At 66.3% G+C, this 19,739-nt stretch carries 25 protein-coding genes and 1 tRNA gene; 15 read left to right on the forward strand and 11 right to left on the reverse strand.

Annotated elements, in window-relative coordinates; translation table 11 throughout:
• Window positions 1-394 precede the first annotated feature (394 nt).
• The 6 genes from EGD98_RS10455 (at window position 395) to EGD98_RS10480 (ending at window position 5,181) form a co-directional block, all read left to right on the forward strand.
• Window positions 395-874, forward strand: a complete 480-nt coding sequence (locus tag EGD98_RS10455) for a phosphate-starvation-inducible PsiE family protein (RefSeq protein WP_220588321.1) — start codon at window positions 395-397, stop codon at window positions 872-874.
• Window positions 875-932: 58 nt separating this feature from the next.
• The gene (locus tag EGD98_RS10460) at window positions 933-2,033 is read left to right on the forward strand and encodes a DUF373 family protein (RefSeq protein WP_220588322.1); all 1,101 of its coding nucleotides are present in this window, start codon (window positions 933-935) and stop codon (window positions 2,031-2,033) included.
• Window positions 2,033-2,329, forward strand: a complete 297-nt coding sequence (locus EGD98_RS10465) for a hypothetical protein (protein WP_220588323.1) — start codon at window positions 2,033-2,035, stop codon at window positions 2,327-2,329. Before EGD98_RS10460 ends, EGD98_RS10465 begins: the two co-directional genes overlap by 1 nt.
• On the forward strand, window positions 2,310-2,993 hold the full coding sequence (locus tag EGD98_RS10470) for a glycosyltransferase (RefSeq protein ID WP_220588324.1): 684 nt from the start codon (window positions 2,310-2,312) through the stop codon (window positions 2,991-2,993). Before EGD98_RS10465 ends, EGD98_RS10470 begins: the two co-directional genes overlap by 20 nt.
• Window positions 2,994-3,020: 27 nt before the next feature.
• Window positions 3,021-4,787: a sensor histidine kinase gene (locus EGD98_RS10475; RefSeq protein ID WP_220588325.1), complete on the forward strand. Its 1,767-nt coding sequence runs from the start codon at window positions 3,021-3,023 to the stop codon at window positions 4,785-4,787.
• A gap of 319 nt (window positions 4,788-5,106) precedes the next feature.
• Window positions 5,107-5,181, forward strand: a tRNA-Arg gene (locus tag EGD98_RS10480).
• A gap of 441 nt (window positions 5,182-5,622) precedes the next feature.
• Here EGD98_RS10480 and EGD98_RS10485 read toward each other — a convergent pair.
• The 3 genes from EGD98_RS10485 to EGD98_RS10495 all read right to left on the reverse strand — a co-directional run bounded on the left by EGD98_RS10485 (window position 5,623) and on the right by EGD98_RS10495 (window position 7,823).
• Window positions 5,623-5,919 carry a type II toxin-antitoxin system RelE family toxin gene (locus tag EGD98_RS10485; RefSeq protein WP_220588326.1) on the reverse strand — a complete coding sequence of 99 codons (297 nt, stop codon included), beginning with the start codon at window positions 5,917-5,919 and terminating at the stop codon, window positions 5,623-5,625.
• Entirely contained in the window at window positions 5,909-6,106 is a 198-nt protein-coding gene (locus tag EGD98_RS10490; RefSeq protein WP_220588327.1) for a hypothetical protein, read from the reverse strand. Before EGD98_RS10490 ends, EGD98_RS10485 begins: the two co-directional genes overlap by 11 nt.
• Window positions 6,107-6,248: 142 nt before the next feature.
• A complete protein-coding gene (locus EGD98_RS10495; protein WP_220588328.1) occupies window positions 6,249-7,823 on the reverse strand; it encodes a globin-coupled sensor protein in 1,575 nt (524 codons plus the stop codon).
• 257 nt (window positions 7,824-8,080) lie between these two features.
• Here EGD98_RS10495 and EGD98_RS10500 point away from each other — a divergent pair, with 257 nt between their 5' ends.
• Both EGD98_RS10500 and EGD98_RS10505 read left to right on the forward strand, forming a co-directional pair.
• A complete protein-coding gene (locus EGD98_RS10500; protein ID WP_220588329.1) occupies window positions 8,081-8,527 on the forward strand; it encodes a TRAM domain-containing protein in 447 nt (148 codons plus the stop codon).
• A 38-nt stretch (window positions 8,528-8,565) separates the two neighbouring features.
• Entirely contained in the window at window positions 8,566-9,348 is a 783-nt protein-coding gene (locus tag EGD98_RS10505; RefSeq protein ID WP_220588330.1) for an SDR family oxidoreductase, read from the forward strand.
• A 184-nt stretch (window positions 9,349-9,532) separates the two neighbouring features.
• Here the strand turns inward: EGD98_RS10505 and EGD98_RS10510 are convergent, their stop codons facing one another.
• Window positions 9,533-9,763, reverse strand: coding sequence for a hypothetical protein (locus tag EGD98_RS10510; protein WP_220588331.1), 231 nt, complete (start codon window positions 9,761-9,763; stop codon window positions 9,533-9,535).
• Window positions 9,764-9,812: 49 nt separating this feature from the next.
• Window positions 9,813-10,100: a DUF7091 family protein gene (locus tag EGD98_RS10515; RefSeq protein ID WP_220588332.1), complete on the reverse strand. Its 288-nt coding sequence runs from the start codon at window positions 10,098-10,100 to the stop codon at window positions 9,813-9,815.
• Between the two features lie 168 nt (window positions 10,101-10,268).
• On the opposite strand from EGD98_RS10515, the gene EGD98_RS10520 reads away from it, so the two are divergent.
• On the forward strand, window positions 10,269-11,210 hold the full coding sequence (locus EGD98_RS10520) for a replication factor A (RefSeq protein ID WP_220588333.1): 942 nt from the start codon (window positions 10,269-10,271) through the stop codon (window positions 11,208-11,210).
• Window positions 11,211-11,819 (forward strand): RPA family protein, encoded by a 609-nt coding sequence (locus EGD98_RS10525; protein ID WP_220588334.1) that lies wholly within the window; start codon window positions 11,211-11,213, stop codon window positions 11,817-11,819.
• A gap of 21 nt (window positions 11,820-11,840) precedes the next feature.
• Here the strand turns inward: EGD98_RS10525 and EGD98_RS10530 are convergent, their stop codons facing one another.
• Window positions 11,841-12,257 carry a VOC family protein gene (locus EGD98_RS10530; protein ID WP_220588335.1) on the reverse strand — a complete coding sequence of 139 codons (417 nt, stop codon included), beginning with the start codon at window positions 12,255-12,257 and terminating at the stop codon, window positions 11,841-11,843.
• A gap of 110 nt (window positions 12,258-12,367) precedes the next feature.
• On the opposite strand from EGD98_RS10530, the gene EGD98_RS10535 reads away from it, so the two are divergent.
• Window positions 12,368-12,808: a DUF8146 domain-containing protein gene (locus EGD98_RS10535; protein WP_220588336.1), complete on the forward strand. Its 441-nt coding sequence runs from the start codon at window positions 12,368-12,370 to the stop codon at window positions 12,806-12,808.
• 19 nt (window positions 12,809-12,827) lie between these two features.
• Here the strand turns inward: EGD98_RS10535 and EGD98_RS10540 are convergent, their stop codons facing one another.
• Window positions 12,828-13,490, reverse strand: coding sequence for a helix-turn-helix domain-containing protein (locus EGD98_RS10540; protein ID WP_220588337.1), 663 nt, complete (start codon window positions 13,488-13,490; stop codon window positions 12,828-12,830).
• A gap of 86 nt (window positions 13,491-13,576) precedes the next feature.
• Here EGD98_RS10540 and EGD98_RS10545 point away from each other — a divergent pair, with 86 nt between their 5' ends.
• Window positions 13,577-14,389, forward strand: coding sequence for an SDR family oxidoreductase (locus EGD98_RS10545; protein WP_220588338.1), 813 nt, complete (start codon window positions 13,577-13,579; stop codon window positions 14,387-14,389).
• Here the strand turns inward: EGD98_RS10545 and EGD98_RS10550 are convergent.
• Window positions 14,382-14,837 carry a DUF5814 domain-containing protein gene (locus tag EGD98_RS10550; RefSeq protein WP_220588339.1) on the reverse strand — a complete coding sequence of 152 codons (456 nt, stop codon included), beginning with the start codon at window positions 14,835-14,837 and terminating at the stop codon, window positions 14,382-14,384. The genes EGD98_RS10545 and EGD98_RS10550 overlap by 8 nt on opposite strands.
• Before the next feature lie 49 nt (window positions 14,838-14,886).
• Window positions 14,887-15,546, reverse strand: a complete 660-nt coding sequence (locus EGD98_RS10555) for a helix-turn-helix domain-containing protein (RefSeq protein WP_220588340.1) — start codon at window positions 15,544-15,546, stop codon at window positions 14,887-14,889.
• A gap of 87 nt (window positions 15,547-15,633) precedes the next feature.
• Between EGD98_RS10555 and EGD98_RS10560 the strand changes: the two genes are divergently transcribed.
• Window positions 15,634-16,677, forward strand: a complete 1,044-nt coding sequence (locus EGD98_RS10560; RefSeq protein WP_220588341.1) for an ABC transporter ATP-binding protein — start codon at window positions 15,634-15,636, stop codon at window positions 16,675-16,677.
• Window positions 16,674-17,528 (forward strand): ABC transporter permease, encoded by an 855-nt coding sequence (locus tag EGD98_RS10565; protein ID WP_220588342.1) that lies wholly within the window; start codon window positions 16,674-16,676, stop codon window positions 17,526-17,528. Before EGD98_RS10560 ends, EGD98_RS10565 begins: the two co-directional genes overlap by 4 nt.
• A gap of 155 nt (window positions 17,529-17,683) precedes the next feature.
• On the opposite strand, the gene EGD98_RS10570 is transcribed toward EGD98_RS10565, so the two are convergent.
• Window positions 17,684-17,971 carry an amphi-Trp domain-containing protein gene (locus EGD98_RS10570; RefSeq protein ID WP_220588343.1) on the reverse strand — a complete coding sequence of 96 codons (288 nt, stop codon included), beginning with the start codon at window positions 17,969-17,971 and terminating at the stop codon, window positions 17,684-17,686.
• Window positions 17,972-18,047: 76 nt separating this feature from the next.
• Window positions 18,048-18,605, reverse strand: a complete 558-nt coding sequence (locus EGD98_RS10575) for a sugar O-acetyltransferase (protein WP_220588344.1) — start codon at window positions 18,603-18,605, stop codon at window positions 18,048-18,050.
• 103 nt (window positions 18,606-18,708) lie between these two features.
• On the opposite strand from EGD98_RS10575, the gene EGD98_RS10580 reads away from it, so the two are divergent.
• Window positions 18,709-19,725 carry an amidohydrolase family protein gene (locus EGD98_RS10580; protein WP_220588345.1) on the forward strand — a complete coding sequence of 339 codons (1,017 nt, stop codon included), beginning with the start codon at window positions 18,709-18,711 and terminating at the stop codon, window positions 19,723-19,725.
• Window positions 19,726-19,739 lie beyond the last annotated feature (14 nt).

Here is a 19,739-nt window from a genome sequence, read left to right on the forward strand (position 1 = left end):
GCTGTTCGTCGCTGGGCTCGCCGGGCGAGCGGGACGACCCGACGCCCGGCACGACGACCGAGACGCCGACGCCCAGCGACCCGTCGGTAGAGAAAATCGACGACTGGCAGTACGAGCCGGGCGAGACGGACGGTGGCTACTCCCAGTCGTCGGGTGGCAGCCAGGCTCGACACCGAACTCGAGACGATGGACACGATTCTGGAGACGGCCGCGGACCCGTCGAGCGAGACGGACGACGGGAGCTGACCGCACGTCGCCGCCGGGCTTATGCCGCCGCCACGACCAGTAAGCGTATGGCCGGGCCGCGGCGGGACGCCACCGGACCCCCGGTCGGCCGACCCGGGCCACGTCAGATAGGCACGCCGTTGATACGTGTCAGATTCCAATATGGACTATGGACGACGAGGAGGCAGACCCGGTCGGCGGGTCGCTCCCGATGGGTGACTCACTCGACGAGCGGGTCCTGGCGGCCAGCGAAGAACTCATCCGCTACGTCGAGGTCATCGCCGCGCTGGTCATCGTGTTACTGTTCGCCATCGGCGTGTTCGACCTCGGGCTCCAGATATTCAACAGCGCACTCAGCGGCCGCATCACCGACCCGCTGGTCGTGGTCGGCTTCATCGACACCGCCCTCCTCCTCTTTATCATCGTCGAGGTGTACCAGACCGTCGTCGCCTACACGCAGGAGAGCGAGACCCGCCGCATCGTCCGGCTGGTCATCTACACGGGCGTCATCGCGATGGTCCGGAAAGCCATCATCTTCCGGACGGGCGAGTACGCCGACGAGGAGGCGGCGCTGATGGCCGCCGGCTCGTACACGCTCATCATCATCGGGCTCGCCGTGTTGCTCGTCGTGGAACGTCGCACCACGTAGGGTGGCAATCTTTGCCACGCCCGAAGACAATTAAAGGCCGCTGGCATACCACCGACCAATGCTGCTGGTGCTGTGCGTGGACCTGGACGACGACCTCGGGCGCAAGACCGACGTCGAGACGCCCGTCGTCGGCCGCGACAACGTCGTCGACGCAGCCGTCGCGCTGGCCAGCGCGGACCCGGAGGACTCCGACGTCAACGTCCTCTTCGAGGGGGTCCACATCGCCGACGAGATCGACGACGAGCCCGTCGAGGTCGCGGCGGTCACGGGCGTCGACGCCGGCGACGTGGCCGCCAACCGCGCCGTCGGCGAGGAGGTCGACACCGTCCTCGCATCCCTCGCGGCCAACGAGGACGTCCGGGCCATCGTCGTGACCGACGGCGCCCAGGACGAGTCCGTCGTACCGGTCATCCGCTCGCGCATCCGCATCGACGGGGTCCGCCGCGTCGTCGTCCGGCAGGCACAGGACCTCGAATCGATGTACTACACTATCAAGCAGGTGCTCAACGACCCCGAGACGCGGGGGACTATTCTCGTCCCGCTCGGCATCCTCCTGCTCATCTACCCGATGACAATCGCCGTCGAGTCCCTGGGCTATCCAGGGTCGGCGCTTGGCATCATTTCGGGCCTGCTGGGACTCTACGTGCTGGGGCGTGGGCTCGGCGTCGAGCGCATCCTCGACGAGGCCGTCGACCGCGCGACCTCCGGCTTCTACGGCGGCCGCATCACCATCATCACCTACGTCGTCGCCGCGGCCCTGCTGGCCATCGGCGGGCTCAGCGGCGTCACCGCCTACGAGAACCAGCCCAAACCCCTCTCGGCCGTCGAGGTGCTCGCAGCGCTGGTCAACGGCGCAGTCCAGTGGTTCGCCGCCGCCGGCATCACCTCCAGCCTGGGCCGGGTAACCGACGAGTACCTCAACGGGAGCTTCGAGTGGCGCTACCTCAACGCGCCCTTCTACGTACTGGCCATCGGCGGCGTCCTCCACGGACTCAGCGCCTTCTTCCTCGGTAGTCGCACCCTGGAGTATCTCGCCGTCGTCCTCACCGGCGGGACGCTGCTGGGACTGGCGAGCACACTCGCCTTCGCCATCGCCGAGTCTCGCCTGAACGCCGCCGAGCGCCACAACCAAGGCCCTGGCGGCCCCTCCTCGGAGTAATGTACGTCTCCCGCGCCGTGAAAAGTATCCGCGAGGACCCCATCGAGGGCGAATCGGTCGGACTCGCGCTGACGACGGCTGACGACGCCGACCCGGACGCCGTCGCCGCGGCCGCCGAAGCCGCCGGCGGGACCGTCGAACGCCGCCTCCAGTTCGACGACCTCGCCGTCTCGGTGGCCCACGAGGCCGTCGCCGACGTCTGTGCCATCGACGGGCTCGACGCCGTCGAGACGACCGACGCCATCGCTATCACGACCGAAGCGGCGACCGACGAGGATGTCGAGTTCGACGGGTGACCCCACGGTCAGTTTCGTCGTGCCCGCCAGGAACGAGGCCGACTATCTCCCCGCGACGCTGTCCTCGATTCGGTCGACGGCGGCGTCGGTCGACCACGAGTGTCTCGTCGTCGACGGCGACAGCGACGACGACACCCGAGCTATCGCCAGTGACCACGGCGCTCGCGTCCTTACCTGCCCGGCCACGGGCCAGGGAGACGCCAGACACCGCGGCGCCCGCCACGCGAGCGGCCAGTGGCTCGCCTTTATCGACGCCGACACCCGCCTGCGACCCGACTACACCGAGGCGATGCTCTCCTTTGTCCGTGACCGGGACCTCGCCGGGGCCAACAGCCGCTGTCGCGTCACCGGCGGCTGGCGCACCGTTCCCTTCGAATGCCTCTTCAACCACGGGTTGCCCAGACTGTCGCCGCCGCCGTTCCCGGGGTTCAACGTCTTCGTCTCGCGGCCGGCGTACTTCGACGTGGGCGGGTTCGCGAGCGGCCCCAACGAGGACCTCACCTTCAGCCACCGGCTCGGCCGGGCCTACGCCACCGCGACCTGCCCCCGTGTCCTCGTCGAGACCTCCGGCCGGCGGATGACCGAGGACGGCATCCTCCGGACAGTCGGCTACTACACGAAACTCGAATATCGACGACTGCGCGCCGCCGAAAGCCGTAACTGACTCATAATACGTGCAGTATAATGTGCTATGAGCGCGCTCACCCATCCCGTCGTCGTCCTCGGGATGCTCTCGACAGCGCTCGCGTTGCTCATCGCGGGGGTGGCCTGGCAACAGCGAGCGACGCGGGGCGCACGGACCTACACGGTCCTGATGGTCACACTGGCCGTGTGGTCGACGCTATACGTCGGGCAGCTGCTCGTGCCGACGGTGGCCGGCAAGCGCCCGTGGTTCGTCGCTCGGCACGCGATGAGTCCGCTGTTCGCGATGGCGTTCTGGGTGTTCGCCGCCCAGTACACCGACCGCCGGGAACTGCTCGACCGCCGGCTACTGGCCCCCATCGTCGCCGTCGGCCTCGCCTTCGTCGGCCTGGTACTGGTAAATCCCGGCGAGCTGTACTGGTCGGCGCTCGCGCTCGACACGATGGGTGCGCTCTTCCTGCTCGAACTCACGCTCGGCCCGCTGTTCTGGCTCAACTGCGTCTACATCTTCGGGGTCGTCGGCGTCGCCCACGTCCTTATCGTCTCGACGTGGAAACGCACCTTCGCCAGCTATCGGCCACAGCTGCTCGTGTTGACGGTCGTCGGCTCCGTCGAGTTCGGCCTCTCCGTGCTCTTTCTCTCGGAACACACGACGCTGCTCCCGGCGCTGAACCCATGGCCCAACGTCCAGCTCATCACCTACGGCGCGACCATCGCCGCCATCCCCATCGGCTGGTCGTACGTCAACGACTTCTTCTTCGACATCCAGCCCCTGGCCCGCCAGGCCGTCATCGAGAGCATGGACGACGCCGTCTACATCGTCGACCGCGAGGGGACGATTCGGTACACGAACCCGCCGGGGAACCGACTCCTGGGCCGGTCCCCCGACGCCGACGCTCCGACCGAACCGGTCGAGACGGCCTTCGCCGCCCGGCCGACGCTGTTGTCCTGCTACGAGCAGTCCGTCGCCGGCACCCCGGTCGACGACGACACCATCCTCGCCTGCGAGATAGACGGCGAGCAGCGCTTCTACGACATCGGCGTCTCCACGATAGAAAACTCCACGGGGGAGGGCGCCGGCGTCGTCGTCGTCGGTCGCGACATCACCGAGGAACGTCGCCAGCGCGGCCAGCTCCAGGTTCGCACCGCCCAGCTCGAACGCCAGAACGAACGCTTAGACCAGTTCGGCCAGTTCGTCTCCCACGACCTGCGCAACCCAATCCAGGTCGCCTCGGGCTACGTCGAACTCGCCCGCGAGACGGAGGACCTCTCCCGGCTCGACGACGTCGACCGCGCCATCCGCCGGATGAGCGAGATGGTCGAGGAGCTGCGCGAACTGACTACCGTCGACCGCGACAGCCTCGACGCGGACCGCGTCAACGTCGCCCAGACCGCCCACACTGCCTGGGCCCACGTCGACACCGGCGACGCCGCTCTGCGGGTCTCCGAAAACGCCATCATCATCGCCGACCCCGACTACCTGCTCCACATCTTCGAGAACCTCTTTCGGAACTCGATGGAACACGGGCTCCCCGAGGAGACCGGCGCGGCGTTGGGCGACGGCGGCGGCCTCACCGTCACCGTCGGCCCGCTCGACGGCGGCTTCTTCATCGAAGACGACGGCGTCGGCATCCCCGAAGACGAACGCGACGCCGTCCTCGACCACGGCTACACCACCACCAACGAGGGCACCGGCCTCGGAATGTCTATCGTCCGCACCATCGCCGACGCCCACGAGTGGACCGTCTCTGTGACGGAGAGCGACGCCGGTGGGGCGCGGTTCGAGTTCCGGAACGTGGACCGGCCCGGGGAATGAGGCGTGTGAGTAGCGGTCAGGCACGTAGGCGTTGGTGCGTTGAGCCAGAAAGCCCCGCTAGCAACGACTGGAACCGACAGCGTGAACAGCCAGAAAGTCCCTGGAGACGCTTCTCGTCTCCCAACCCTCGCGGAGCCGGAGGCCCCGCTCAGTCCCACCCATGTCGGCTGGCCAAACAGCTACGGGTGGGACTGTCTGGCTGTATCTGATGTCTGCTACCACAGTGGGACCGCTCCCAGAGCGGCGCTGGAATATTAATGCCCGACGTAGCCGGCCGATTCGGACGGTTTTTGACGCTGCCCCGTTTTTGGCCCCGTGTGGGCACGTAGCTCAGCCCGGATAGAGCGTCGGACTTCTAATCCGACGGTCGTGGGTTCGAATCCCACCGTGCCCGTCGACCTTTTTCGTCGTCGCCCTTCCTCGCGAGCCTACGGCTCGCTGCGGGAGGGCTCCTCGAAAAACGTCGATGAAAAAGGCCGGCATCTCGCTTCGCTCGATGCCGGTGAACCGCGCTTACTTCGTTCGCGCGGACATCCCGCAATCTTGGGGATTCGGGTAATGGTGTGAGGACCCCGTCCAAACATCGATTGCTCTGGAAGGAAGAGCAGAATGTCGGCAGCTGGTTCGAGACACCCGAAACCCGCGAACTGAGCGACCCAGTATTTCCGACGCCGCTCGTCGATATTGTGATTCGGTGTCGTGAATTCCGTCGCGGATTACGATGTGCTTCGCTATCGATACCGATTGGTCTCGCAGCTGTTCAAGAATCCGGTCAGCTAGACATTGTTGCCAGCGGGTAGTCTTTCGTATAGAGGGTGCCCCAGCAAACACAGGCTCAGTCGAACCCGTATCGCTTGTGCGCGTCGTCGATAGCCAGTATTTCGATTACCCGGACCTCTTCTGCGGCCTCGAGAATATCGTAAAATGCCGTATGCGTTCGGCCGATATGCAACCGGTATAGCTCCTTGCCGTCGACGACGAGCTTCTCCCTGTCGCCGGACCCGGCGTCCGGCCTCGGGTAGGGGTCGTCGGCCAGTTTCTGAAGGTTGTCCTTGACGATTCGGGCGCTCTTCTCGTCTAACGCGGCGACGTACTCGCGGGCTTCCGCCGCGAGGAGGACCTCATAACTCATCGAGCGAGGTCAGCTCGTCGCTGTCTACCTCTCGCACCGTCTTCGCTCGTTCGGCCAGTTGTCGGCGCTGGTGTTCCTGTATCAACTCACCCAGCAGGTCGTCGTACGTCTCACCGGCCTCTTTCAGTTCGCTCAGCTCTTTCCACCGTTCCTCGGTGACTGGGATTCGCTTGGTTGCCTTCGACATGAGTGCCCCCTCGTGTGCAATCCTTACAATCGTTACAACAAAAACCTTCGGCGACACGGCTGTTTTTGGGTAGACTTCGGCACCGGCGAGACCCCAGTCGTGGTGCCAGAGACAGGAGAAACGCGCTCGACGACCCGAACCTCTAGTTCTCCGTCAGCCGACCCACGGCCTGGGACACTTCCTCTATCGTCGCGGCCTGTTCCTCGTTGGCGGCGGCGATCTGTTCGGCTTCGGCGGCGACGGTGTCGGCCTGTGCGACGAGTTCGTCCAGCATACTCGCGACTTCCTCGGTGCTTGCGGCCTGTTCGTCGGTGGCGTCGGAGACCTCGCGGATGCCCTGGGCGGTCTCCTGGACGGCGTCGGCGATGTCGTCGAGCAGCTCCATCGCTTCGGAGACGCGCTCGATGCCGGCCTCTATCTGTTCGGTCGTCTCGTCTAAGCTCTCGACGGTGTCCTCGGTGTCGGCCTCGATGGCGTGGACGAGCGTCTCTATCTCCTGGGCGCGCTCCTGTGAGTCGCCGGCCAGGGACTTGACCTCGTCGGCGACGACGGCGAAGCCGCTGCCGGCCTCACCGGCGCGAGCGGCTTCGATGGAGGCGTTCAGCGCGAGGATGTTGGTCTGTTCGGCGATGTCGTTGATGACCTCGACGACGGAATCGATTTCGCCGACCCGGTCCTGGAGTTCGTCCACGTCGTCTGAGACGTCGTCGACGGCGTCGCCGACGTCGTCCATCACGCCCATAGCGTCGTCGGCGGCCGACTGGCCGTCCTCGGCGAGGTCACGCGCCCGCTGACTGTTGCCCTCGACCTCGCTGGCGCTGGCGGCGACCTCCTCGACGGTGGCGCTCATGTTCGACACCTCGCTGGCGATGGACTGGATGCGCTCGGACTGTTCGCCGGTCAGGTCGGATATCTGCTGGGAGGACTGGGCGACGCCGTCGGAGGACTCCTTGAGCTCGGCCATCGGCGTTTCGAGGTCGTCCTCGACCTCCGCGGCGAGTTGCTCGCGCTGTTCGATCTCGTCCTGGAGCTTCTGGCTGTAGGAGTGGATGTACGTGTCCGCGACGACCTGCATGTCCAGATTGATGATTCGCAACACGGATATGATATCCTCGCGGAGGTCAGCAATCTCCTCGCCGACCACGCCCTGGACGGTATCGAGCACGTCTCCGTCCGACACATCCCCGCCGGCTGTGGCGGTGCCACCGTCCGTCGCGGCGTCTCCGAGCGAGGCCTGGAGTCGCTCGGTGATGCGTTCGCTCGCCCGCTCGGTCAGCAAGGGGAGGATGAGGTCGTAGTAGACCCCGTACTGGCCGATGTAGTGTTTCATCGGCATCTCGAGGATATCGTGCAGCTTGCCGATGCGGGCGCGGTTCTTGAAGTACTCCTCGCCGTACTCCCCGTCGCCCAGCGTGACGAAATACGCCTTCTGCGTTTCCTTCAGTGCGTCGACGGCTTTGGGTGACCGGCCGATTACCTCGACCGTCTGCTCGTACTGCGTGAGGTTCTCGTAGAACATCTCGCCGATCGACTCGGCGTTGTCTTCGAACAGCGGCCGGAGCGCCGCCAGTCGCTCCCGGTCGCTGTCGTCGAAGTTCACGAAGTCCTTCCGCCACTGAATCTCCGTCTGGTCCAGTCCGATCTCTCGGACGAGTGCGTCGACATCGACCTGGTCGTTCAGCCCGCCCTGGCCGAATTTGGAAGCGTAGTCCGCCATACGAGGACTGAGAGTAATCTATTACTTATACTTACAGCGGCAGTATTCACGTTTGATAGTGGTCTCACCGACAGCGGCGGGATGACCGGCCATCTCACTGGGGAACGCCGAGGGTGGTTCTGAGCGACTGCCCCCTGGGGTCCACCACAGCGTGGTGCCGGCCACTGACGCTGTCGACTGCCGACCGTCTCGGCGTCGTTTCCCGTCCCTTCTGGCAGGTCGCAAGCGTTTTGCCGGCGGCCACTGTACCCCGACTCATGCCCGACTGTCCGCTCGCCGACGACTGCCCAAGCTTCACAGAACGCATCGAGGGGATGGGCTGTACGCACTACGGCGACCGCGGGGGTGCCGAGTGGTGTAACCACTACAATCAGCCCATTTCGGACCTGAAGAGCCAGCCCGTCAAGCCGGGCCAGGAGGTCGTCGTCGAGGTAGACGACATCCACGAGAGCGGGGCCGGCGTCGGCCGGACCGAGGACGGCTTCATCGTCATGGTCGACGGCGTCCTGCCGCCGGCCAGGTCGAAAGTCCAGATTACAAAGGTCCGGTCGAACCACGCGCGAGCGGACGAACTCGAACGGCTCGAACTGGACGAGGACGACGAGGCCGACGAGGAAGCGGACGAGGGCGGCTATCAGGGCGACGACGAAGACGAGGAAGACGACGAGCGGCTGGGCAGCCGCGACAACTTCTGGGGCAGCTAGGGCACGGATTTTTTTCGGTCTCGCCCGAGGTACCGGGTATGGACCTCGAACTTGCTGGCAACGCTGTACTGTGTACGGCCGCGACGAGTGGACTGGGACGGGCGAGCGCCGAGCGGTTCGCTCGCGAGGGCTGTGACGTGGCCGTCTGTGGGACGACACCGGCCCACGTCGAGGAGACGCGGGCGGCGCTGGACGACATCGGCGACGGCGACGTCCTGGCCGTCGAGGCCGACATCACCGATCCCGACGAGGTCGAGGCGTTCGTCGAGGAGACCGTCGAGACCTTCGGCGGCCTGGACCACGTCGTCACGAGCGCGGGGGGGCCCGCACCGGGGCCGTTCATCGAGACGACCGAGCGCGAGTGGTACACCGCCTACGACCTGCTGGTGATGAGCGTCGTCTGGACGACCCGCCACGCCTACCCCTACCTCAAAGAGTCCGACGCCGGCACCATCGTCAACATCACCTCCCGGTCGGTCCAGGAGGTCATCGACGACCTCGTCCTCTCGAACTCGGTCCGACGGGCGGTCATCGGGCTGATGGAGACCCAGGCCCGCGAGTTTGCCCCCGAGGTCCGGGTCAACGCGGTGCTCCCCGGGGCCCACGAGACACCACGTATCGAGGAGCTCGTGGAGGCCGCCGTCGAACGCGGCGAGTACGACTCCTACGAGGAGGGGCTGGCGTCGTGGTCGGACGCGCCGCTGGGCCGGGTCGGACAGCCAGAGGAACTGGGCGACGTGGTGGCGTATCTGTCCTCGGCCCGGTCGTCGTATGTCACCGGCACCGCGCTCCCGGTCGATGGTGGGTCGATGCGGAGTTAGCGGGAAACCGAACAAAGTGAGGTTTCCCGAAACGGAACGGCGACCGGAGGGAGCCGTGGAGTTAGGGAGACATCTCCAAGCGACGCGGTGAGCGTAGCGACCGCGGAGCATAGCGGGAAACCAAGCGAAGCGAGGTTTTCCGAGCCGTTCAGCATCGAGGTGTCTCGCAGCGCGAGACACCTCGCTATTGAGGCGGCTGGAATCGGTCCCGAGGCGACCCGTTCCCGGTCGCGAGCTGCCACACCAGCACGCCGAGACAGACGAGCGCGACGGCGGCCGTGGCGATGTACCCGACGCTGTCGACGGCAAACAGCTGCTCGGGGAAAAGCGCGGCCAGGACGAGCAGGCCGACAGCGGAGAAGCCGACCAGCAGTGGCACGACGGTGAGCCAGAACTGCCGGAGAACGCCGCTCATACCCCTCCTGTCGAGGCCGGTTGGTATGACCGTTTTGTCCGATTGACTGTCACCACGTCTCGATGGTGCCGTCGTCGATGTCCTCGACACAGCCCTGGCAGTCGGGGTGGTCGGGGTCGAAACACTCCGGCCGGGCCGCCTCGTCCAGCGAGACGGCGCGGCGGTCGGCGTGGCGACGACAGACGATTCTGGCGCGACCGTCGTCATCGCGTGGGAGCCCGGCCATCGCGGCTCGCTTCCCGTCGCTGTAGGCGCGTTTGGCCTCGGAGAGCTGGTTTCCGACCGACCGGATGGTTCCGCTGATAAAACGCTCCAGCCGGGCGTCGTCGTCGGCCATACCTACGCTATCGGCCGACGCCAAATCAATCTTCCCGACGGGCCAAGTGGGACCCAGGTGACCGTCCCGGACTTTCACTTTCACTACGCCAGACGAGACTTTATAACCGAACGCGACCAACCGTCGATTGTCTCCCACCGAAAAACAAAGCGGAGACAGTGAAAGCCAATGTCAGAGACAGATTTGCGTACCCACGCTGAAGAGATACACGAGCAGTTTTCCGACCAGCTCGACATCGACGTCGACGACGTCTTCGAGCGCCTCGACACGCTGGTCAACGAGTACAAGGTGCCCGCGACCGAGGCCCGCCGGAGCGTCGTCAACACGTACCTTGACGAGGCCGGGATGGAGCGCGACCAGCTCGGCGGCGGTGGCGGCGGCAACGAACAGGTCGACCTCGCGGACGTCGACGCCCCCGAGGAGTGGGTCGACATCCGCGCGACGGTCGTCGAGCTGTGGGACCCCCGCGCCGACGCCGTGGCCCAGGTCGGGCTCCTGGGCGACGAGACGGGCACAATCAAGTTCACCAAGTGGTCCAAATCCGACCTGCCCGAACTGGAGGCGGGCAAGTCCTACGAGCTACGGAACGTCGTCACCGACGAGTACCAGGGCCGGTTCTCGGTCAAGCTCAACCGGACGACGACCATCGAGGAGCTGGACGAGGAGATAGAGGTCGGCGACGACAGCGTCGAGGTCGAGGGCGCGCTGGTGGACATCCAGTCGGGCTCGGGGCTCATCAAGCGCTGTCCGGAAGAGGAGTGCACCCGCGTCCTCCAGAACGGTCGCTGCAGCGAGCACGGCGAGGTCGAAGGGGAGTTCGACCTCCGAATCAAGGGCGTGCTCGACGACGGCGAGGAGGTCACCGAGGTCATCTTCGACGAGGAAGCCACGGAGAAACTCACCGGTATCACGCTGGAGGAGGCAAAGGAGATGGCGATGGACGCGCTCGACACCACCGTCGTGGCCGACGAGATGCGCGCCGACATCCTCGGGCGCTACTACAGGGTCACCGGCCCGACGTTCGGTCGCTACGTCCTGGCGGACGACCAGGAGCGACTGACCGGGACCGTGGATGCGGACGAACTACTCATCAAAGCGAGGTCGATATAGATGGCTACTACCCCCACCCGCGAAGTCGCCCGACGCGTCTTCGCCCGCGAGTTCAACGACGCGAGTTACACGTTCAAGGAATCCGACGACGACCGGGCACCGGTGTACGTCCTACTGCCGACGGGCCAGCGCGCGAACCGCGTGTTCCTCGTCGGGACGCTGACCGAAACCGAAGATGTCGGCGAGGACAGCGAGTACTGGCAGGGCCGGGTCGTCGACCCGAACGGCGATACGTTCTTCATGTACGCCGGGCAGTACCAGCCCGACGCGGCCTCGATGCTGCGCGAGCTGGAGCCGCCCGCCTACGTTTCCGTCGTGGGCAAGCCACGGACCTACGAGACCGATGAAGGCGACGTGAACGTCTCCGTCCGTCCGGAGTCCATCTCGCAGGTCGACGAGGCCACCCGCGACCGCTGGGTCGTCGAGGCCGCCGAGCGCACGTTAGAGCGCATTCGCCGCTTCAACGAGGCCGACCCGGAGGACCCGGACATCGACGAGTACGTCGCGATGGCCCACGAGGAGTACGGCGACGACGTCGAGCCGTACCGCCAGTCGGTGGTCGGGGCCCTCGAGAGTATGGAAGACGCCGCTGAAGCTAGCGCCGACTGAGTCCCTCGCGGTCGATTTATTTCACAGCTCGAGCAGTTCGACCAGTGTCCCGTCCGGGTCCCGGACGAACAGGATTCGGGTCCCGCTCTCGGTCGTCTGCGGTTCGGCGATGGTCTCGACACCGTCGGGCAGCGCCTCGTAGACCGAGTCGAGGTCCTCGACTTCTAGCCCCAGGTGTGTGGCACCGGGCTGGTTGAGTTCGCCCTCGGGGTGGTCATCGCCCTCGGGCGTGTATTCGACGAGTTCGATACGGGCGTCGCCGGCGTCCAGATGGACGAAATCGGCGCTCGCCCCGTCGATACCGACGCCGGTGGCGAAGGCCTCGCCGCCGACGGAGAACTCGCTCAGAACGTCGAGCCCGAGCGTGTCCCGGTAGAAGGCGACGGCGCGGTCGAGATTGCTGACAGTGATGGCGTAGTGGTGTGCGGTGGGGTCCATACCGGACGCTCTTTTCCCGTTCGTAAACAGTTTGGCGTGTTTTCCGCCGCCGTGCCGTGCGAGCGTCTGACAAACCATTAAATACGATGAGAGACGAATAAGACACAACAATGGGGAACAAAAACAAGACTATCTCGTTCCGGGTCAGCGAGGACAAGTTCGAGACGCTCCGGGAGATCGCCGAGGAACGCGATATCTCGCTGTCGGCGGTCTTTCGCGACTACGTCGACACGCTCGTCGACCACGACGGCCAGGTGACGGTCGCGCCGGACCACGAGATAGAGGCCGCGACGACCGAGGAGACCAGCTCCGAGAGCTTCCCGCCGAAAGTCGAGGTGCCAAAGAGCTTCGTCCGCGAGCACGAACGCCTCGAACTGGAGGCCGAGCATCTCCGCGAACAGCTCGAAGAGCACAAGCGCTACGTCACGAAGCTGCGCACGCAACTCGACGAGATGGACCAGGACGAGGTCATCCACCTCGAAGACCTAGACGAGGGCGAAGAGGAGGAAGACGCCTCCTACCGCATCGGCAGCTTCGACGACGAGTTCTGACTGAGCCTTTCTCACGGCCCTACTGTCGCGCGATGACCGACTGGATGACCTTTCGCTCCCCTTTCCGCAGGTGTTCGGCCGCCGTACTCGGTGCACAGGAAAGCGCCGCGGCGACGTCTTCCTGGTCGGCTTCCCGCGGGGTGGCGTAGTAGCCCAGTTCCAGCCCGGCTTCGAGAGCCGCCTGCTGGCGCTCGCTCAGATAGCTCTCGGTGACCTGCGGGAGCCCGGTCAGGCCGCCGACGGACTGGACGGTGGCCTCGACCGGGTCCGGCACTGCCTCGATGGCGCGCTGTATCACCTCGCTCGGTCCGAAGGCGGACATCGACACGCGGCCGTCTTCGTGGTACAGGATGGGCGGCACGACGACGAGCCCGCGGTAGCTGACGGGTTCGAACATCGCCCGCGAGGTCGGCGTCATCTCGTCGAAGATGTACGCGTAGAAGGCGTCGTCGCCCGCGGGCTCCAGTTCGTAGTCGATGACTGCCTCGATGTCGCTTGCCGCCGCGTCGTAGGCGTCGATGTCGCCGACGACGTAGTGGAGTATCCCCAGCGTCCCGCCCGCCCAGTTCCACTGCAGCGCGGTCGCCCGCTCGATGTAGGGGGCGTTCATCAGTACGTCGAACATCGGATGTATCTCGGATTCGCGGCCGCCGGCGTCGAGCTCCAGCCGGACGTGTTTCATAGCCGGGCGTTCCAGCGACGGCTCACTTAAACCTACCGCGCAGTTCCGGCAGGACCGACTCCTGGCACCGGGCAGTACGTCGAGATATGCAGACACTGGTGACAGGTGCGACGGGGACGCTTGGAACGGCACTCATCCCACGGCTGCAGGCTGCAGGACACGAGGTCAGGGTGGCCAGCCGGTCGCCGCCCGCGGACGCGACCGCCGACTGGGTCGAACTGGACCTCGCGAGCGGTGACGGCCTCGCGGCCGCAGTCCGCGACGTCGATGTCGTCGTCCACGCCGCGACGGCGCCGACGGGCGACAGTGAGACGGTCGACGTCGAGGGAACGAGACGGCTGCTCGACGCGGCGGCGGACGCCGGCGTCTCGAATTTCGTCTATCCCTCCATCGCCGGCATCGACGATATCCCGTACTCCTACTACGAGCACAAACTGGCGGCCGAGCGCGCCATCGAGGACAGCGACGTGCCAGACACGATACTGCGGGCGACACAGTTCCACGAGTTCGTCGCCGACATCTTCGACACGCTGTCGAAGCTGCCGGTGTGGCCACTGCCGACCGAGATGCGGATACAGCCGGTCGCAGTCGCGGAGGTGGCCGACGTACTGGTCGAGGAAGCCGTTCCCGAGCCCCGCGGACGGATGCCACCGATGGGCGGACCTCAGGTCCACACCGTCGGCGACCTGGCTCGGGGCTACCGGACGGCAAAGGGGCTGCGCCGCCCCATCGTCCGGTTGCCGATTCCCACAGCGACGTTCCGTGCGTTCCGGGACGGCAAGGCGACCTGTCCGGACCGGGCGGTCGGGACGGTGACGTGGCAGGCCTGGCTGGAGAACGGGCGTTCGCCGTCGGAGCGGTCCGATGGCGCTGTCGGGGCGCCAGCGGAGACTACCTGACCAGGTGGTTCCGCCGTTCGCCGGCCAGGCGCTCCATCTCGCGGTTGCCGTCGACGCCCGCGAGCGTCTCGATAGCTTCGAGCGTGCGGACGCTGTCGTCCAGAAAGGAGAGGATGTCGCCGGGGTAGGCATACAGCATGTAGTCGTCGGTCATCACGTCGACGATGGCGTCGGGACCCAATCCCTGCTCGCGCAGCTCCAGCAGATAGCTGATGAACTTCCGCTCCGGGCAGCCACAGTGGGGGGCCGCCTGGCAGTCACAGTCGATGAAGTCCTCGGCGAAATCCAGCACCCGCTCGCGGGAGGCGTCGTCTAACTTCGCCAGCCCCTCGCCCTGGAAGAGGATATCCAGCGTCGCCCCCTTGAACGCCCCTTTGGGGAAACTCGTCTCCAGCTGGGAGGCGAGTTGCTGGTGGTTCTTGACGTATATCTTGTCGGTGATGGCCACGCGTGGTCGGCTGTACGTGGTAGCCGAGTAAAAGCGTCCCGGGACGGCATCAGAACTCCGCCAGCACGGCCCGCATCACCTTCGATTCGGCCTTCCGGAGGTGGGTGCCGGCGGTCTGGGGCGAGCAATCGAGTACCTCGGCCACGTCGGCCTGGGTTGCCCGCCGGGGCTGATCGTAGTAGCCAAGCGCCAGCGCGGCGTCGACGGCCTCGCGCTGGCGCTCGGAGAGCGTCGTCTCCAGTTCGTCCAGCCGCCCGCGGAACCGGCCGACCTCCTCGACCTCGATATCCATGGCGTCGGGGGAGTCGTCGAAGGCTCGCTGCAGCGCCTCCGTGTCACCCACGACGCGGCCGTGCATGGCCCCGTCGCGGTAGATAATCGGCGTTCGTACCACGAACCCCGACAGCCGGTCCCCCTGGTGGATGGCGTCGAACAGCGAGGTTTCGAGCGGGCGCATCACGAGCAGGGCGTAGCTAGTGTCGTCGTAGTCGGCCACCTCGACGGATTCGACGCCGGGCGTCTCGGCAGCGCCCGCGGCGAAGGCATCGGTGTCTCCGTCGATAGCAAAGAGGACCGTCTCGACGCCGTCGACGGTGGTGTTCACTTCGAGCACCCGTGCCTCCTCGATGTCCGGGGAGTTCGCGAGCAGGTCGAAGAAGGCCGGCGACGCCTCGGGGTCGACGCGGGCCGTGGCCCGAATCTGTCTCATGGGACCCACTCCCGCAAGGCGGCGATATAAACCCCACTTCTATACCCCACAGCAGCTACTCGGCCGTGTCGGCGCTTGGATACGGTGATGCCTTCGAACGCAGCACATCAGGACGCACCGACACACAGCGATGGGCCGCCGGCGGTCGACGCCGAGGGGCTGTCGCTGACGTACGCCGACGGCACCGAGGCCGTCCGGGACGTCTCGCTCACGATTCCGCGCGGGGAGTTCTTCGGCTTCCTCGGACCCAACGGCGCGGGCAAGACGACGACTATCAAGCTGCTCTCGACGCTGCTGGCGCCGACCGGTGGGACGGCCCGCATCAACGGGTACGACGTGGTCGACGAGCGCGCTGCTGTCCGTGGAACCGTCGGCTACATGGCCCAGCATATCAGCGTCGACACGGAGCTCACCGCCCGCGAGAACCTGCGGTTCGCCTGTGAGGCCTACGGCGTGACCGGCGGTGACCGCATCGACGAACTGCTCGACCTCGTGGACCTCGCCGACGTGGCCGACACCCCCGCTGGCAACTTCTCCGGTGGGATGCAGAAACGGCTGGACGCCGCGATGGCGCTCGTCCACGACCCGGCGCTCGTCTTTCTGGACGAACCCACGACCGGGCTGGACCCGAAGGCCCGCAACCGGCTGTGGGACTACTTCGAGCGCATCAACGACGCGGGCACTACCATCTTCCTCACGACACAGTATCTCGAAGAGGCCGACGCCCTCTGTGACCGGCTGGCGGTCATCCGCGACGGCGAGCTGGTCGCCGACGACTCGCCGACAGCGCTGAAGCGACGCGTCGGTGGCACGCGACTCACCATCGACGTCGAGGGCGACGAGCAGGCCGTCGAAACCGCCGCGCGGGTCGCCCGCCGGAGCGGCCTGCTCACCGACGAGGCGGCCCTCGAAACCACCGCCGACGGGCTCACCGTCGCCACGTCTGCCCCCGGCGACCACGGTCCTGACCTCCTCGTGGCGCTCCGGGACGCCGGCGTCTCGGTGACGGGCTTCGACGTCGAGGAGGCCACGCTCGACGACGTCTTCCTCACTATTGCTGACGAAGGTACTCCGGGGCTCGACGCCGAGACCACACAGCCGATAGCGGCCACTCCGGCGGGGTCCCGATGAGCGCCGCGACCGAGCGCCCGACGCCGGCGGGCAACGGCCTCCCGAGAGACGTCTGGGTCAATTTCAAGCGCTGGTCCCGGAAGGCGATGCGGAACCCGACGGCCTTCTTCCTCGAAATCGCCGTCGGCGTCCTCTCACTGCTGTTGTTCTCGGCGGTGTTCGGCGACGTCGGCGAACTCGCACTCGAAACGGCGGGGTACGGCGGCGTGGAGTATCTGACCTACCTGGTCCCAGCGGTGTTCATGCAGGCGACGATGGGTTCTGCCTTCACGTCCGGCGTGGGGCTGGTCGGGGACCTGGAGAGCGGGATGTTCGAGAAGGTCACCGTCACGCCGATGGGGTGGACCGCCGTGTTGCTGGGGAAGGCAGCAGCTGACCTGTTGCGTATCCTCGTCCAGGTGGTGGTCGTCCTCGCGCTGGCTGTCGCGCTGGGGGCGTCCGTCGAGACCGGTGTCTCGGGCGTGGTCGGAATCGCGGCCGTCTGTCTGCTCGTCGGCCTGCTGTTCATGTCCGTCGCCAACATCCTCGGCGTACTCGTCCGCGACGAGGAGGCCATCAACGCCGCCTCGATGCTGTTCATGTTCCCCTTACTCTTCCTCTCGCCGGCCTATATCCCGGTCGCCGACGACGTCGAGTGGCTCGCTCGACTTAACCCGATAACCTACGGCGTCGACGCGACTCGCGCGCTCGTGCTGGGTGAGGACGTCTCGACGGTGCTCTCCGTCACCCGCTTTGGCGGTATCTACGACACACTCGTCCCGTCGGTGGCGATACTCGTCGGGCTGAACGTCCTCGTCGGCGCCCTCGCCGTCTGGGTCCTTCGGCGGGCCAGTAGCGCCGACGCCGGCTGAGTTGCCGGCATTACCCGGACCCCGCTGACGCGACACCGTCCTCCTCACTCCGCCGTTCACTCGCCGCGGTGGCGTCTTTCCAGCGGTCGAACGCCTCGGCACACAGACCGGCGTCTCGACGCGCTCGCTGTCCCGCTCGCCGACCGCGCCGCCGCTCACTCGATTTCCAGCGCCCCGCCGGAACTACTCTCGCCGTCGGCGTTCTCGTCCCACTCGAGTTCGAACTCCACGCTCAGCTCTTTCGGGCCATTGGTCGGTCCCTCGCGCTCGGCTTTGACCTCGAAGGTCGGCGTCGCCGGCGGATTCATCGTCACCGATTCCCCACCTGCCTTGAGCGTGATGTCGTTCCCCTGCTCTAGGTTATCCGCGACAGTACGGAGAAACGCCGCGATGTCCTCTCGACGCTGGTCGCTCTCGGACTCGAAGAGCACTTCTTCTGGCATAGACGGACGATACGCTCCGTCGACTGATAACAGTGTGCACTACCCGCATCTCCCGGGAGGAGCCTCCCAGTACCCGTCAGTCGAGCTCTTTCACCACTTCTGCGGGGTTCCCTTGGACCACGACATCGGGCGGCACGTCCCGGGTGACCACCGCGCCCGAGGCCACCACCGACCGGTCGCCGATCTCGACGCCGGGATTGAGGACTGCCTGGCCGCCGACCCAGACGTCGTCGCCGACGGTGACTGGTTTGCCGTACTCTTTCCCCTCCGCTCGGGTCGCTGCGTCGAGCGGATGGGTCGCCGTGTAAACGTGGACCGACGGCCCCAGAAGACAGCGGTCGCCGAATTCTATCGGGCAGACGTCCAGGAAGACACAGCCGAAGTTCGCGAAGAAGCGGTCGCCCAGGGTTATCTGCTCGCCGTAGTCACACCGGAACGGTGGCTCGACGGTCGGGCGCTCGCCGACCGACCCGCACAGTTCTTCGAGGAGGAGCGCCCGACTCTCCTGGTCGGTCGCGCCGGTCTGGTTGTACAGCCCGACCAGCTCTCTGGCGCGTTCGCGGTCGGCGACGAGTTCGGGGGCTCGCGGGTTGTACAGCTCCCCGGCGAGCATCTTCGCTTTCTCACTGGGCATAGGGACGTGTGGTCAGGCGGCGTCTTACGCCTGTGGGAGCTTCGGTGGGGGCAGCCGGTCCATCCGTCAAAACTCCTATCTTTCCGTACGCCGGATCCAGCCTATGGAAGAGCTAGCCGGCACCGTTCTCGTGGGGGAGTCGTTCGAGCCGATTCGTGGCCGGGTCGTCGTCGAGGACGGCGAAATAACGGCCGTCGAGGAAGCCGAGACAGATTCGACCGACATCGTCCTCCCGGCCTTCGTCAACGCCCACACCCACATCGGTGACAGCGTCGCCAAGGACGCGGCCGTCGGGCTGTCGCTGGAGGACGCGGTGGTGCCGCCGGAGAGCCTGAAACACCGCCGGCTGCAGGCGGCCGACCGACGCGAGCTCGTGACCGCAATGGGCCGGACGCTCAGATACATGCAGCGGACCGGGACGATAACCTGTCTCGACTTCCGGGAGTTCGGAGTCGAGGGGGCACGGGCGCTCCGTGACGCCGCCGACCCGCTCGACGTCGAACCGTTCATCTTCGGGAGCGACGACACGGCTGTCCTCGAGGTCGCCGACGGCTATGGCGCCTCGGGGGCGAACGACGCCGACTTCACCGACGAACGGGTCGCCTGCGCGGAGCGTGGGGCGCCTTTCGCTATCCACGCCGGCGAGCCCGACGCCACCGACATCCACCCTGCGCTCGACCTGGAACCGGACCTGCTCGTCCACATGGTCCACGCCGAGCAGGGCCACCTCGACCGGGTCACCGACCAGTCGGTCCCCATCGTGGCCTGCCCGCGGGCCAACGCCGTCCTCGAGGTCGGCCGGCCGCCGATACGCGACCTGCTCGACCACGCGACCGTCGCGCTCGGGACGGACAACGTGATGCTGAACCCGCCGAACATGTTCCGTGAGATGGCCTACACGGCGACCCACTTCGACGTGAGCGCGCGGGAGGTCCTGGGGATGGCGACGACGGCCGGCGCCGAGATTGCGGGGCTCGACTGCGGGCTCGTCGCCCCCGGCAAGCGAGCGGCGCTGACCGTTCTTGACGGCGACTCGGACAACCTGGCCGGGTCGGCCGACCCGGTGGAAGCAGTCGTCCGGCGCGCCACTCCGGCCGATGTCGAGCGAGTGCTGGTCTGACGGCCAGTCGGCGG

This window comes from Haloarcula salinisoli (assembly GCF_019599405.1).
Lineage (GTDB): Archaea > Halobacteriota > Halobacteria > Halobacteriales > Haloarculaceae > Haloarcula > Haloarcula salinisoli.

Excerpts from the sequence above, each read along its gene's own strand:
- EGD98_RS10570 (WP_220588343.1), bottom strand. The coding sequence starts at position 17,971 with ATGCCAGAAGAAGTGCTCTTCGAGTCCGAGAGCGACCAGCGTCGAGAG.
- EGD98_RS10575 (WP_220588344.1), bottom strand. The coding sequence starts at position 18,605 with ATGCCCAGTGAGAAAGCGAAGATGCTCGCCGGGGAGCTGTACAACCCG.
- EGD98_RS10565 (WP_220588342.1), top strand. The coding sequence starts at position 16,674 with ATGAGCGCCGCGACCGAGCGCCCGACGCCGGCGGGCAACGGCCTCCCG.
- EGD98_RS10460 (WP_220588322.1), top strand. The coding sequence starts at position 933 with ATGCTGCTGGTGCTGTGCGTGGACCTGGACGACGACCTCGGGCGCAAG.
- EGD98_RS10505 (WP_220588330.1), top strand. The coding sequence starts at position 8,566 with ATGGACCTCGAACTTGCTGGCAACGCTGTACTGTGTACGGCCGCGACG.
- EGD98_RS10555 (WP_220588340.1), bottom strand. The coding sequence starts at position 15,546 with ATGAGACAGATTCGGGCCACGGCCCGCGTCGACCCCGAGGCGTCGCCG.
- EGD98_RS10470 (WP_220588324.1), top strand. The coding sequence starts at position 2,310 with ATGTCGAGTTCGACGGGTGACCCCACGGTCAGTTTCGTCGTGCCCGCC.
- EGD98_RS10465 (WP_220588323.1), top strand. The coding sequence starts at position 2,033 with ATGTACGTCTCCCGCGCCGTGAAAAGTATCCGCGAGGACCCCATCGAG.
- EGD98_RS10545 (WP_220588338.1), top strand. The coding sequence starts at position 13,577 with ATGCAGACACTGGTGACAGGTGCGACGGGGACGCTTGGAACGGCACTC.
- EGD98_RS10515 (WP_220588332.1), bottom strand. The coding sequence starts at position 10,100 with ATGGCCGACGACGACGCCCGGCTGGAGCGTTTTATCAGCGGAACCATC.
- EGD98_RS10540 (WP_220588337.1), bottom strand. The coding sequence starts at position 13,490 with ATGAAACACGTCCGGCTGGAGCTCGACGCCGGCGGCCGCGAATCCGAG.
- EGD98_RS10510 (WP_220588331.1), bottom strand. The coding sequence starts at position 9,763 with ATGAGCGGCGTTCTCCGGCAGTTCTGGCTCACCGTCGTGCCACTGCTG.
- EGD98_RS10580 (WP_220588345.1), top strand. The coding sequence starts at position 18,709 with ATGGAAGAGCTAGCCGGCACCGTTCTCGTGGGGGAGTCGTTCGAGCCG.
- EGD98_RS10495 (WP_220588328.1), bottom strand. The coding sequence starts at position 7,823 with ATGGCGGACTACGCTTCCAAATTCGGCCAGGGCGGGCTGAACGACCAG.
- EGD98_RS10520 (WP_220588333.1), top strand. The coding sequence starts at position 10,269 with ATGTCAGAGACAGATTTGCGTACCCACGCTGAAGAGATACACGAGCAG.
- EGD98_RS10455 (WP_220588321.1), top strand. The coding sequence starts at position 395 with ATGGACGACGAGGAGGCAGACCCGGTCGGCGGGTCGCTCCCGATGGGT.
- EGD98_RS10530 (WP_220588335.1), bottom strand. The coding sequence starts at position 12,257 with ATGGACCCCACCGCACACCACTACGCCATCACTGTCAGCAATCTCGAC.
- EGD98_RS10490 (WP_220588327.1), bottom strand. The coding sequence starts at position 6,106 with ATGTCGAAGGCAACCAAGCGAATCCCAGTCACCGAGGAACGGTGGAAA.
- EGD98_RS10500 (WP_220588329.1), top strand. The coding sequence starts at position 8,081 with ATGCCCGACTGTCCGCTCGCCGACGACTGCCCAAGCTTCACAGAACGC.
- EGD98_RS10535 (WP_220588336.1), top strand. The coding sequence starts at position 12,368 with ATGGGGAACAAAAACAAGACTATCTCGTTCCGGGTCAGCGAGGACAAG.
- EGD98_RS10485 (WP_220588326.1), bottom strand. The coding sequence starts at position 5,919 with ATGAGTTATGAGGTCCTCCTCGCGGCGGAAGCCCGCGAGTACGTCGCC.
- EGD98_RS10475 (WP_220588325.1), top strand. The coding sequence starts at position 3,021 with ATGAGCGCGCTCACCCATCCCGTCGTCGTCCTCGGGATGCTCTCGACA.
- EGD98_RS10560 (WP_220588341.1), top strand. The coding sequence starts at position 15,634 with ATGCCTTCGAACGCAGCACATCAGGACGCACCGACACACAGCGATGGG.
- EGD98_RS10525 (WP_220588334.1), top strand. The coding sequence starts at position 11,211 with ATGGCTACTACCCCCACCCGCGAAGTCGCCCGACGCGTCTTCGCCCGC.